12 protein-coding genes are annotated in these 11,588 nt (G+C 71.5%); 9 read left to right on the forward strand and 3 right to left on the reverse strand.

Annotated elements, in window-relative coordinates; genetic code table 11:
- Window positions 1–50: 50 nt before the first annotated feature.
- Complete coding sequence (locus tag ABH937_RS26990) at window positions 51–1,292, reverse strand: MFS transporter (RefSeq protein ID WP_280694948.1); 1,242 nt, start codon at window positions 1,290–1,292, stop codon at window positions 51–53.
- A 179-nt stretch (window positions 1,293–1,471) separates the two neighbouring features.
- On the opposite strand from ABH937_RS26990, the gene ABH937_RS26995 reads away from it, so the two are divergent.
- Both ABH937_RS26995 and ABH937_RS27000 read left to right on the forward strand, forming a co-directional pair.
- Window positions 1,472–2,620: a ferrochelatase gene (locus ABH937_RS26995; protein ID WP_370219759.1), complete on the forward strand. Its 1,149-nt coding sequence runs from the start codon at window positions 1,472–1,474 to the stop codon at window positions 2,618–2,620.
- Window positions 2,621–2,684: 64 nt separating this feature from the next.
- Window positions 2,685–3,488, forward strand: a complete 804-nt coding sequence (locus ABH937_RS27000; RefSeq protein ID WP_280694954.1) for an inositol monophosphatase family protein — start codon at window positions 2,685–2,687, stop codon at window positions 3,486–3,488.
- 248 nt (window positions 3,489–3,736) lie between these two features.
- Here the strand turns inward: ABH937_RS27000 and ABH937_RS27005 are convergent, their stop codons facing one another.
- Window positions 3,737–3,919, reverse strand: a complete 183-nt coding sequence (locus tag ABH937_RS27005; protein ID WP_280694946.1) for a hypothetical protein — start codon at window positions 3,917–3,919, stop codon at window positions 3,737–3,739.
- A gap of 463 nt (window positions 3,920–4,382) precedes the next feature.
- On the opposite strand from ABH937_RS27005, the gene ABH937_RS27010 reads away from it, so the two are divergent.
- The 4 genes from ABH937_RS27010 to ABH937_RS27025 all read left to right on the forward strand — a co-directional run bounded on the left by ABH937_RS27010 (window position 4,383) and on the right by ABH937_RS27025 (window position 8,420).
- Window positions 4,383–5,036 carry a response regulator transcription factor gene (locus ABH937_RS27010; protein ID WP_035846216.1) on the forward strand — a complete coding sequence of 218 codons (654 nt, stop codon included), beginning with the start codon at window positions 4,383–4,385 and terminating at the stop codon, window positions 5,034–5,036.
- 38 nt (window positions 5,037–5,074) lie between these two features.
- Window positions 5,075–6,358 (forward strand): HAMP domain-containing sensor histidine kinase, encoded by a 1,284-nt coding sequence (locus tag ABH937_RS27015; RefSeq protein WP_280694945.1) that lies wholly within the window; start codon window positions 5,075–5,077, stop codon window positions 6,356–6,358.
- A gap of 181 nt (window positions 6,359–6,539) precedes the next feature.
- Window positions 6,540–7,520 (forward strand): acyl-ACP desaturase, encoded by a 981-nt coding sequence (locus tag ABH937_RS27020; RefSeq protein ID WP_280694944.1) that lies wholly within the window; start codon window positions 6,540–6,542, stop codon window positions 7,518–7,520.
- Between the two features lie 603 nt (window positions 7,521–8,123).
- Window positions 8,124–8,420, forward strand: a complete 297-nt coding sequence (locus ABH937_RS27025) for a DUF4193 domain-containing protein (RefSeq protein ID WP_280694943.1) — start codon at window positions 8,124–8,126, stop codon at window positions 8,418–8,420.
- A 228-nt stretch (window positions 8,421–8,648) separates the two neighbouring features.
- On the opposite strand, the gene ABH937_RS27030 is transcribed toward ABH937_RS27025, so the two are convergent.
- Window positions 8,649–9,086, reverse strand: a complete 438-nt coding sequence (locus ABH937_RS27030) for a DUF3093 domain-containing protein (RefSeq protein ID WP_370147071.1) — start codon at window positions 9,084–9,086, stop codon at window positions 8,649–8,651.
- 167 nt (window positions 9,087–9,253) lie between these two features.
- On the opposite strand from ABH937_RS27030, the gene ABH937_RS27035 reads away from it, so the two are divergent.
- The 3 genes from ABH937_RS27035 to ABH937_RS27045 all read left to right on the forward strand — a co-directional run bounded on the left by ABH937_RS27035 (window position 9,254) and on the right by ABH937_RS27045 (window position 11,226).
- On the forward strand, window positions 9,254–9,838 hold the full coding sequence (locus ABH937_RS27035) for a PaaI family thioesterase (protein ID WP_280694952.1): 585 nt from the start codon (window positions 9,254–9,256) through the stop codon (window positions 9,836–9,838).
- Window positions 9,835–10,302: a dUTP diphosphatase gene (dut, locus tag ABH937_RS27040; protein WP_280694942.1), complete on the forward strand. Its 468-nt coding sequence runs from the start codon at window positions 9,835–9,837 to the stop codon at window positions 10,300–10,302. Before ABH937_RS27035 ends, dut begins: the two co-directional genes overlap by 4 nt.
- Window positions 10,303–10,392: 90 nt before the next feature.
- The gene (locus tag ABH937_RS27045; RefSeq protein WP_280694941.1) at window positions 10,393–11,226 is read left to right on the forward strand and encodes a DUF3710 domain-containing protein; all 834 of its coding nucleotides are present in this window, start codon (window positions 10,393–10,395) and stop codon (window positions 11,224–11,226) included.
- Window positions 11,227–11,588 lie beyond the last annotated feature (362 nt).

The raw sequence follows: 11,588 nt of genomic DNA on the forward strand, positions 1-11,588 counted from the left end.
TGGTCCATGGTTGCGCCTGCCCGACCCGTTGGGTGACGCGCCCAGCGGTGTCAGGGCCCGACCGGTACCGCCTGCGGGGCGGCGGCGCCGGTCGCCGGGCGCAGCCGGCGTCCACCGGCCAGGGCGACCAGCAGCGCGAAGACCGCCGCGGTCAGCGGCACCCGGTACCCGGCCGCGGCGCCGGCCGAGTCCACCACCCAACCGGCCAGCGAGGAGCCGCCCGCCACCCCGAGGGCCAGTCCGGTGGTGGTCCAGCTCATTCCCTCGGTCAGCTGGGCGGCCGGCACCAGCCGCTCGACCAGCCCCATCGCGGTGATCATGGTCGGGGCTATCGAGAGCCCGGACAGGAAGAGCGCGCCGCCGACCGCCAGCAGCCCGACCAGGCCGGTGCACCAGAGCGCCGCCAGGGCCAGCGGCAGCATGCTCACCGCCATCACACCGACGCCGAGCTGGAACCGCCGTTCGGCCGTGCGGCGCGGACGCAGCGTGCCGAAGATCGTGCCGGCCACCGCCGAGCCGAGCGCGTAGACGGCCAGCACCAGGCTGGAGGTCGCCTTGTGCCCCTGTGCCTGGGCGAAAGCCACGGTGACCACCTCGACCGAGCCGAAGATCGCACCGGTGGCGACGAAGGTCAGCATCAGCACCCGCAGCCCGGGCGAGCGGATCGCCGAGCCGCTCTCCTCGCGGGCCGCCTGGTGCACCGGTGGTTCGGTGCCGCGCCGGCCGGTGAAGAGCAGCACCCCGACCGCCAGCAGGATCCCGGCCAGCAGCACCCCGGCCTCCGGGAAGAGCGAGGTGGCCAGCCCGATCGAGAGGATCGGCCCGACGATGAAGATGATCTCGTCCACCACCGACTCCAGCGCGTAGGCCGTGTGCAGCTTGGCCGCGTCCTGGCGGTAGAGGTGTGCCCAGCGGGCCCGGACCAGGGCACCGGTGCTCACCATCGTGCCCATCCCGATCGCGCACAGGAACAGCGTCCAGTCCGGGGCGCCGGATCGGGCGCAGAGCAGCAGGGCGACGGTGGACACCGTGGTCACCGCGGTGGCGGGCAGCGCGACCCGGCGCTGTCCGTGCCGGTCCACCAGCCGGGAGACCTGCGGCCCGATGACCGCCGCCGCCAGCGCCATCACCGCCGAGACCGCGCCCGCCAGCCCGTAGGAACCGCGCAGCTGGGAGAGCATCGTGACGATCCCGATGCCGGTCATCGAGATCGGCAGGCGGGAGACGAAGCCGGTGGCCGAGAAGGCGAGGCTGCCGGGGGCGGCGAATATCTGGCGGTAGCTGGACAGCACGGTCGCTCCGGGGTGGGGAGTTCCGGGGGTGCTCCCGACGTGCCCCTGTCGGCGAGGGGCTTCGTAAGGAACATGGATGGCCATGACAGCTTACGAAGCTTGGCAAACGGAATAAACGGGCCGGACCGCCCCGGCCCTGCCCGTCTGGCCCACCGACCCGCAGTGGCAGGATCGGTGCCATGTCCGACGACACCCGCACCGAGCCCGGCCCGGTCTCCGCCGCCCCCTACGACGCGCTGCTGCTGCTCTCCTTCGGCGGCCCCGAGGGTCCCGAGGACGTGGTCCCGTTCCTGGAGAACGTCACCCGGGGCCGTGGCATCCCCAAGGAGCGGCTGGTCGAGGTCGGCCGGCACTACTTCGGCTTCGGCGGGGTCAGCCCGATCAACGCGCAGAACCGCGAGCTGCTCGCCGCGTTGCGGGCCGACTTCGCCGCGCACGGCCTCGACCTGCCGGTCTACTGGGGCAACCGGAACTGGGCCCCGTACCTGGTGGACACCCTGCGCGAGCTGGCCGAGGACGGACACCGGCGGATCGCGGTGCTGGCCACCAGCGCCTACGCGGGGTACTCGGGCTGCCGCCAGTACCGGGAGAACCTGGCCGACGCGCTCGCCACGCTGGCCGAGGAGGGGCGCCCCGTGCTGACCGTGGACAAGCTGCGGCACTTCTACAACCACCCGGGCTTCGTCGAGCCGATGATCGAGGCCACCCTGGACGCGCTGGCCGAACTGCCCGCCGAGCTGCGCGAGCGCGCCGAGCTGGCCTTCACCACGCACTCCATCCCCACCGCGATGGCGATGAGTTCCGGCGCCCCGGACGACCCGGCCCGCGGCACGCCCGGTGGCGCGTACGTCGCCCAGCACCTGGACGTGGCCGAGCTGATCGTCGCCGCCGTCGCCAAGGCCACCGGTGTGGCGGACCGCCCCTGGCAGCTGGTCTACCAGTCACGCAGCGGTGCCCCGCAGATCCCGTGGCTGGAGCCGGACATCTGCGACCACCTGACGGAGCGCCGGCAGAGCGGGGCCGCCGCCGTCGTGATGATCCCGATCGGGTTCGTTTCGGACCACATGGAGGTCAAGTACGACCTCGACACCGAGGCGGTGGCCAAGGCCGCCGAGCTGGACCTGCCGGTCGCCCGGGCCGCCACGGTCGGCGCCGACCCGCGCTTCACGGCCGCCGTGCGCGAGCTGCTGCTCGAGCGGGCGGCCACCGAGCGCGGGCTGGCACCCCGGCGCTGCGCCCTGGGCGCCCTCGGCGCCAGTCACGACGTGTGCGCCGTCGACTGCTGCCCCAACCCGCGCGCGCCCCGCCCGGCCGCCGCCCAGGCCTGAGCTGCGCCGCACCGGAAGCCGACCGCCGACCCCGCTGACAAGGAGCACCGTGTCCGACCAGATCCTGCCCGACGCCGCCCTGCTCGACGACCTGCTCGCCCTCGCGCTGGAGGCCGCGCAGCAGGCCGGCGCCCTGCTGCGGGACGGCCGCCCGGCCGACCTCGGGGTGGCGGCCACCAAGAGCAGCCCGGTCGACGTGGTCACCGAGATGGACCTGGCCTCCGAGAAGCTGATCGTGGAGCTGATCACCGGACGCCGCCCGCAGGACGGCTACCTCGGCGAGGAGGGCACCGAGCGCGCCGGCGGCAGCGGCGTGCGCTGGGTCGTCGACCCGCTCGACGGCACGGTCAACTACCTCTACGGGCTGCCGAACTGGGCCGTGAGCGTGGCTGCCGAGTACCACGGCGAGGTGGTCGTCGGGGTGGTCCACGCGCCGGCCAGGGGCGAACTCTTCCAGGCTGTGCTGGGCCGCGGCGCGCAGCGCGAGGGCCGTCCGCTGGCCGGGCGTCCGGCGCCGCCCTGGGGCCAGGCGCTGGTCGCCACCGGTTTCAACTACGTGCAGCCGGTCCGGGTGCACCAGGCCGAGGTGCTGCACCGCCTGATGCCCGAGGTGCGTGACATCAGGCGCGGCGGAGCGGCCGCGCTCGACCTGTGCGACCTGGCGGCGGGCCGCCTGGACGGCTACTACGAGCGGGGCCTGGCCCCCTGGGACCTGGCGGCCGGCGGCCTGATCGCCCGCGAGGCCGGTCTGCTGACCGGCGGCCGGGTGGGCCGGCCGGCCGGCGGCGAGCTGGTGGTGGCCGCGGCACCCGGTGTCTTCGAGCCGCTGCAGTCCCGGCTGGAGGAACTGGGCGCCTGGCACGACTGACGCGGGATCGGCTGACGGCACGTCGGCCGGTCAGGCCGGTCAGGCCGGTCAGGTCGGTCAGGTCGGTCAGGTCGGTCAGGTCGGTCAGGCCGACCCGACGGGGTTGCCGGAGCCGGCCGAGCGGAAGGCGAGAGCCCCGGCGCAGCTTGCTGCGCCGGGGCTCTCGCCTGCTCGGGGATCAGGGGATCAGTTGTCGGAGGCCGGTCGGCCGGCCGCGGAAGGTGGCTTGGGCGGCGGCGGGCGCCGGATCAGGCGCTGCGGGGCAGCGAGAGGACCGGATCGATGCCGTGGTCGGTGGCGATCCGGCGCAGGTCGTCCAGTTCGGACTGTTCGACCTCGGCCAGGAAATCGTCCCCGGACTCGAGTGCGCGGTGCAGATCCTGCTCGGTGTTCCTTATACGCTGCAGGATTCCGGCGGTGAAGGCGTCCATGCGGCAGACCCCCTAACGGTGTCGGACGTGCGCGGTCGAGCGTTCCCCGGTGGGAGGGTGCGGTGATCCAGCGGCTGCGCCGTACCGGTCGACTGGCTCCGGTGATGACGCCGATACGGCCTTGAGGCCGCTCCGTGGAACCTGCGATCCCCCAGCCGGTGCGGATGAACGCGCGGCGGGTGGGTGCGATCGCCTGACGGCGTGATCGCGGGTGTGCATTCGTCCTCCCCAGCCACACGGCGGGGAAACCTCGGGTCGCCAGAAACGCGAAGAAAGTTGCCGTCGTCACGTTCGTCCGTCGTACCCCCGTTCGGGGCTGGTGGCCGGGCGAGGGCCGGGTGGGGTCGCCTTACCGATGCTTTACCGGGGCAGGAGGCAGGATGGAGGGACCGTCGGAGTCGTAGGCCCGCGTACGGGGACACTCCGATCCCGCCACGCGTGCCCCAGAGAAGGGACAACCGCTGTGCGGGTACTTGTCGTCGAGGACGAGCAGCTGCTCGCCGAAGCCGTGGCCACCGGCCTGCGCCGGGAGGCGATGGCCGTCGACGTGGTGTACGACGGCGAGGCCGCGTTGCAGCGGATCGCGGTCAACGACTACGACGTGGTGGTGCTCGACCGGGACCTGCCGCTGGTGCACGGCGACGACGTCTGCCGCAGCGTGGTCGAGCAGGGCCTGGCGACCCGGGTGATCATGCTGACCGCCTCCGGGGACATCAGCGACCGGGTCGAGGGCCTGGAGATCGGTGCGGACGACTACCTGCCCAAGCCGTTCGCTTTCAGCGAACTCGTCGCCCGGGTGCGAGCACTGGGCCGCCGCGCCACCGTCCCGCTGCCGCCGGTCCTCGACCGGGCCGGGATCACCCTCGATCCCGGTCGCCGCGAGGTGCTGCGCGACGGTCGCTCGATCCAGCTGGCGCCCAAGGAGTTCGCCGTCCTGGAGGTCCTGATGCGCGCCGGCGGGGCCGTGGTCTCCGCCGAGCAGCTGCTGGAGAAGGCCTGGGACGAGCACACCGACCCGTTCACGAACGTGGTGCGGGTGACCGTGATGACCCTTCGCCGAAAGCTCGGCGACCCGGCCGTCATCGTCACCGTGCCCGGCTCCGGCTACCGGATCTGATGCCCACCCACCCCGCCACCTCCAAGGGGACGAAACTCATGACCACCCCGCCCACGACCGGCGGGCCCTCCGGCAGTTCCGACACGGTGCCGCCGCGCCCGGACCACCCGCCACGCCCGGCCGCCCTGCACGTCGGCCCGTACCAGCCCGACGAGGGGCTGAGCTGGCTGCCGTTCCGGCCGACCATCCGGATCCGCCTCACCCTGCTGTACGGCGGGATGTTCCTGATGGCGGGGGTGTTGCTGCTGATGCTGATGTACGTCGTGGTGCGCAACGCCTTCCAGAACACGCCGGTGCCGCAGATCACCATCGACCCCGGCATCACCGCGCAGATCGGCGGACGGGCGGTCACCGGGGACGAGTTCAACCAGTACTTCCGCACCCAGATGCAGGTCGGGCAGCACAGCGAGCTCGACACGTTGCTGCGCCAGGCGCTCACCGTGCTCGTCGTGCTCGCGCTGATCGCCTTCGCGGCCGGCTACGCGATGGCCGGTCGAGTGCTGCGCCCGCTGGGCCGGATCACCCGCATCGCCCGCGAGGTGGCCAGCTCCGACCTGCACCGGCGGATCGAGCTGGAGGGGCCCGACGACGAGCTCAAGGAACTCGCCGACACCTTCGACGACATGCTCGACCGGCTGGACCGCTCCTTCGACTCCCAACGCCGTTTCGTCGCCAACGCCTCGCACGAGTTGCGCACGCCGCTGGCGATCAACCGCACCCTGCTGGAGGTCCAGCTCGCCGACCCGGCCACCTCGCCGGACCTGCAACAGCTGGGCAAGACCCTGCTGGCCACCAACGAACGCAGCGAGCAACTGGTCGAGGGCCTGCTGCTGCTGGCCCACAGCGACAACGAGCTGACCGACCGGCGCCCGGTGGAGCTCGCCGAGGTGGCCTCCCGGGCGATCGAGCAGAGCCGCTCGGAGGCGGGCAACCGGGAGGTGGAGATCCGCGCCGAACTCAACCCGGTGACCGTCTCGGGCAACGGCGTGCTGCTGGAGCGGATCGCGCTGAACCTGCTGCAGAACGCCGTCCGCTACAACCTGCCCGACGGCTGGGTGGAGATCACCACCACGCCCGGGCCCGGCGGGTTGGGTGAGCTGGTGGTCAGCAACACCGGACCGGTGGTCCCCGGCTACGAGCTGGAACACATCTTCGAGCCGTTCCGCCGGGTCAAGGGCGCCGACCGGACCCGCAGCGACAAGGGGGTCGGACTGGGCCTGTCGATCGTCCGGTCGGTGGTCCGCGCGCACGGCGGATCCATCGAGGCGGCACCCCGTCCCGGCGGCGGACTGACCATGCGGGTACGAATCCCCGGAGCCTGACCGGCCGCAGCCGGTGCCGCCCCGGGCCCCGGCTGCCCGCAGCGCCCTGGTACGCCCTTCACCTGCACGGAAGGAGCGGACCAGGGCGCTTGTCTTTTGCGGCACAATGAACTTACGGTGTCGTAACCTACGCATCCGTAAGTGACGCGTCCGTAAGTCCCCTCGCTCAGGAGCTCCCGTCGTGACCATCGCCCCCGCCCAGCGCACCGGCTCGACCGCCTGGACCGATGCCCGGCTGATCCTCGCCCTGGAAGAGGTGGTCGAGACCGAGCTCAACCGCCACCTCAAGGTGGCCAAGGAGTGGATGCCGCACGAGTTCATCCCGTGGAGCCAGGGGCGGGACTTCGACGGCGTGCTCGGCGGTGAGGCCTGGGAGCTCGAGCAGTCCCGGGTGACCCCGCTCGGCCGGATCTCGCTGGTGGTCAACCTGCTCACCGAGGACAACCTCCCGAGCTACCACCACGAGATCGCCACCATGTTCGGGCGCGAAGGCGCCTGGGGCACCTGGGTGCACCGCTGGACGGCCGAGGAGGGCCGGCACGGCATAGCACTGCGGGACTACCTGCTGACCACCCGCGCGGTCGACCCAGTGGCCCTGGAGCGGGCCCGGATGGACCACATGTCGGCCGGCTTCGAGTCCGACAACTCGCACAGCATGCTGCACTCGGTCGCCTACGTGGCCTTCCAGGAGCTCGCCACCCGCATCTCGCACCGCAACACGGGCCACTTCGCCGGCGACCCGCTCTGCGAGCAGCTGCTCGCGAAGATCGCCAACGACGAGAACCTGCACATGGTCTTCTACCGGAACCTGCTGAAGGCCGCGCTGGAGATCGCGCCCGACCTCGCGATGCAGGCCGTCCGCGACGTGGTGACCGACTTCCGGATGCCCGGCCACGGGATGCCCGGCTTCGAGCGGTCGGCCGCGCAGATCGCCATCGGCGGCATCTACAACCTGCGGATCCACCACGACGACGTGCTTCAGCCGGTGCTGCGGCACCTGAAGGTGATGGAGATCGGCGGGCTGGGTCCGGCCGGGTTGCAGGCCCAGCAGGAACTCGGGCTCTTCCTGGACGGCCTGGACGCCCAGGCCACCAAGTTCGACGAGCGCCAGGCCGCGCTGCTCGCCCGCCGGGCCGCCAACGCGGCGCGCAAGGCGGGCTGAGCCCCCGCGTCGCGCGGGCTGAGTCCCCGCCGTCGCGCGCCATGGTGGCCGATAGGCGGCGGGTGCGTGTGGGGCCGGTGGTGAGCCGTTGCAGAGGCCTGTTCGGAAAGCCTCGCACCGACCGGTTGGGTCGTACCGCCACTCGATTCGGTGGGGTGATTCCAGCCGGTTTGTCCGAAAAATACTCCGGCGTGACCAAGGTCACATCAGCTGACCGCACTCGTTCGGATGATCTCGCAGAGTGATCAACCGGCCGACGCCGACCATCGCGCACGGTAGCCGGATCCGGCAGCCAGGCTTCCACAACCGGTAACCGCCGAGCCCCCTCCCACCTGGGCCGAGGTGCCCTGGCGCAAGGGGTGGACGGGGCGTACCATCACGATCCGTATTCGACAGCGGGTGGTTCCCGGCCAACGGCCGCCACTGTCCGCAAGCCCATCGAAGACGGCTTCGATCACCTGGTCGGGTCCGCCGCTGAGTGTCGATTGAGTAACAGGGCTTGAAGTAAGGCACAATCTCGGCCTCGGGTCGGGCACAAGACCGGCCCCTCATGCGTTACGTGCGCTGGAGATACCGCACACACCCAGAGGGGGAGAGCGAAAAATGGCAACGGACTACGACACCCCGCGCAAGACAGACGACGACATCAACGAGGACAGCATCGAGGAGCTCAAGGCTCGTCGAAACGAGAAGTCGGCACCCTCGGTCGACGTCGACTTCGACGACTCCGGTGAGAGTCTCGAACTTCCCGGCGCAGACCTCTCCAACGAGGAGCTGTCCGTCCGGGTCCTGCCCCGTCAGGCCGATGAGTTCACTTGCATGAGCTGCTTCCTGGTGCACCACCGCAGCCAGCTCGCCGGTGAGAAGAGCGGCCAGCCGTACTGCCGGGATTGCGCCTGAACATCGGGCGGCTTCGGTCCGAGTCCGGCGCCTGCCGCACGGCAGCTCGGCGTCGGCCCGGCACACCGCCCCGCCGGAGCGGGTCACCGCCCCGGCGGCTGATCGAGCGACCGATCCGGCGGTCGCACACGAATGGCGAAGGGGCGGTCCGTCACGACGGACCGCCCCTTCGCCATTCGTGTCCCCAGCTGTGTCCCGCCCGGGCCGAGTGGCCCGGGCGGGATCCGGTCAGCCCTGGGCCGCGTCGATCGCGGCGGCCAGCGCCTGCGGATCGCGGGTGGAGAGGTAGAGGTACGGCGTGGGGTCGCCCGGATCGGTGATCTCCACCCGCAGAGCGGTCGGCACGTAGCTGCGCAGCAGCATGAACGCCCGCGGGTCGGCCTTCACCGAGCGCCAGGCCACCGCCTCCTTGGCGTCCAGCGTCCGGGCCTCGCCCAGCGCCGTCACCGGGATCCGGGCCTGCCCCGCCACCAGGGAGCCCTGGACCACCCGGATCCGGGCCGAGCCGTACGAGCTCAGCCCGACCGCTCCGACGACCAGCCCCACGGCCAGGCCGATCAGCCCGGGCACCGGCCCGAACTTCAGCAGGATCAGGCCGATCGACAGGCCGGCCGCGATCGGCAGCAGCCACCAGGAGCGGGGCGCGGTGAGGCGTTCGTCGTACATGCCCCCCATTGTGGGCACCGATTACTACGGCCCGGCACCAGCCCCCCGGTCCAGGGAGTGGAATCGACTGGTGCGCCCGAAGCTACCCGCGGGTAGGGTCGGGCGCTGTGACTGGATCCATCGCCCCCAGACCGGCCCCGCAGGGCTCTGCCGCGCCGGCCGAGCACCTGCGGCAGCCGCCGGCGCCGACCACCCCACCGGCCGACGCCGTCCTGCCCGAGCGCCACCCCGAGGCGCCCGCTCCCGGCACTCCGCTCGGCTCCCACTACGTGCACTGCTTCGGCTGCGGCCCGCAGCAGAGCAGCGGCCTGCAGCTGGACGTCCGGGCCGGCGAAGGAGTGGACGTCACCGCCGAGTTCACCGTCAAGCCGGTGCACCAGGGCGGCCCCGGCCTGGCCCACGGCGGCCTGCTGACCACCGCGATGGACGAGACTCTCGGCTCGCTCAACTGGATCCTGCACCTGGCCTCGGTCACCGGCCGGCTGGAGGTCGACTTCGTCCGCCCGGTGCCGGTCGACGCGCTGCTGCACATCCGGGCCTGGGCCACCGGCGTGCACGGCCGCAAGCTCTACTGCGCGGGCGAGGGACGGATCGGCGGCCCCGACGGGCCGGTGGCGATCCGGGCGGCTGCCCTCTTCGTTCAGGTGAAACTGGAACACTTCACCACGCACGGTCGTCCCGAGGACATCAAGGCTGCCCTGGACGACCCTGACCTGTTCAAGCGCGCCAGAGCCTTCGAGGTGAATCCGTGAGTTCCTCCGCCCGTCCGCCGGTCGACGTCCTGATCCGACGCCTGGACCCCGAGCTGCCACTGCCCGGCTACGCCCAGCCCGGCGACGCCGGCGCCGACCTCTGCGCCGCTGTCGACGCCGAACTCGAGCCGGGCGAGCGCACCGTGATCCCGACCGGTGTCGCCATCGCGTTGCCTGACGGCTACGCCGCGTTCGTGCACCCGCGCTCGGGCCTGGCAGCTCGTTGCGGAGTTGCGCTCGTGAACGCCCCAGGGACGGTCGATGCCGGGTACCGTGGTGAGATCAAGGTGATCGTCGTCAACCTGGACCCGCGCGAGCGGGTCAGCTTCCGACGTGGGGACCGGATCGCGCAGCTGGTGATCCAGCAGGTCGAGAAGGCCCGCTTCCACGAGGTGGCCGAACTGCCCGGGTCCGCACGCGCCGAGGGTGGGTTCGGGTCGACCGGTGGTCACGCGGCGGTTTAGCATGCCGCGGCCTGCCGGCTCGGGCCGCGCAGGTCGCCGAAGGTACGAGCAGGAATTCGCATCGGTCTTGGACCGGGAAGGACAGTGACCGTGTTCCGTCGTCGCCAGAAGAGCGAGGACGCTGTCGAGCAGCTCGCCGAGGACGCCATCAGCGCCGACGAGACGGCCGATGACGTCGAAGGTTCCGCCGACTCCGAGAGCGAGACACTGACCGACGTCGACGAGGTCGACGAGGCTGTCGAGGAGGACGACCCGGCAGACCGTGTCGGCCTGCCGCCGGCCCCGCGCCCCGACGGCCCTTGGGACTTCTCCGAGTTGGAGAGCCCCGCCGAGGGCCGGGTCGACCTGGGCGGTCTGTTGGTCCCCGGCGTCGAGGGGATGGAGCTGCGAGTCGAGGTGGCCGGTGACGCGATCGTGGCCGCCACCCTGGTCCTCGGCAACAGTGCCATCCAGCTCCAGGCTTTCGCCGCGCCCAAGTCCGAGGGCATCTGGGGCGAGGTCCGCGACGAGATCGCGGACGGCATCCGCACCCAGGGCGGCCTGGTCGAGGTCGAGGAGGGCAACCTCGGCTGGCACCTGCGCGCACAGGTGCCGGTGCAGCTGCCGGACGGTACGCAGGGTGTGCAGCTGGTCCGCTTCGTCGGCTGCGACGGCCCGCGCTGGTTCCTGCGCGGCGTGATCTCCGGGCAGGCCGCCGTGCAGCCCGAGTCGGCCGAGGTGCTGGAGCAGGTGTTCCGGCAGACCGTGGTCGTCCGCGGCGAGGTGCCGATGGCGCCGCGCGACCCGATCGTGCTCAAGCTCCCCGAGGACGCCCAGATGGTCGCCGACGGCGGCGTCGGCGCCCCCGAGGCGGAGACCTCGCGGTTCGGCGACGCGACGCTCAGCCCGTTCGCGCGCGGCCCGGAGATCACCGAGGTCCACTGACGCGACGCCCGCTGGAAGCCCTGCCGGCCCCGGACAGCACTGCTGTCCGGGGCCGGTTTGACTCCGGATGGGCCGATGCGTAGTGTTCTCCGAGTTGCCCGGACCACGTTATGTGGCGGCGAGTAAATCTGATGAGCGTGAAAATCGCTGGACAGAAACTCTGCTAGAGTCTGGGACAGCGGAAAGCCGAAAGGCCGGAAGCGAAATGCGGAAAGCGAAGCGGAAAAGGCACTGAGCCGGATCTGATAAGCTGGAAACACGAAAGAGCGAAGCGCCCGGAGAGCTTGCGAGAGCGGCTTGAAGGAAGTGTCCGTTCCTTGAGAACTCAACAGCGTGCCAAAAGTCAACGCCAGATATGTTGA

Source organism: Kitasatospora sp. GAS1066B (genome assembly GCF_041262605.1).
Lineage (GTDB): Bacteria > Actinomycetota > Actinomycetes > Streptomycetales > Streptomycetaceae > Kitasatospora.

Bases quoted from the DNA above. Each gene is read 5' to 3' on its own strand.
- ABH937_RS27015 (WP_280694945.1), top strand. From the start codon at position 5,075: ATGACCACCCCGCCCACGACCGGCGGGCCCTCCGGCAGTTCCGACACG.
- ABH937_RS27025 (WP_280694943.1), top strand. From the start codon at position 8,124: ATGGCAACGGACTACGACACCCCGCGCAAGACAGACGACGACATCAAC.
- ABH937_RS27005 (WP_280694946.1), bottom strand. From the start codon at position 3,919: ATGGACGCCTTCACCGCCGGAATCCTGCAGCGTATAAGGAACACCGAG.
- ABH937_RS27030 (WP_370147071.1), bottom strand. From the start codon at position 9,086: ATGTACGACGAACGCCTCACCGCGCCCCGCTCCTGGTGGCTGCTGCCG.
- ABH937_RS26995 (WP_370219759.1), top strand. From the start codon at position 1,472: ATGTCCGACGACACCCGCACCGAGCCCGGCCCGGTCTCCGCCGCCCCC.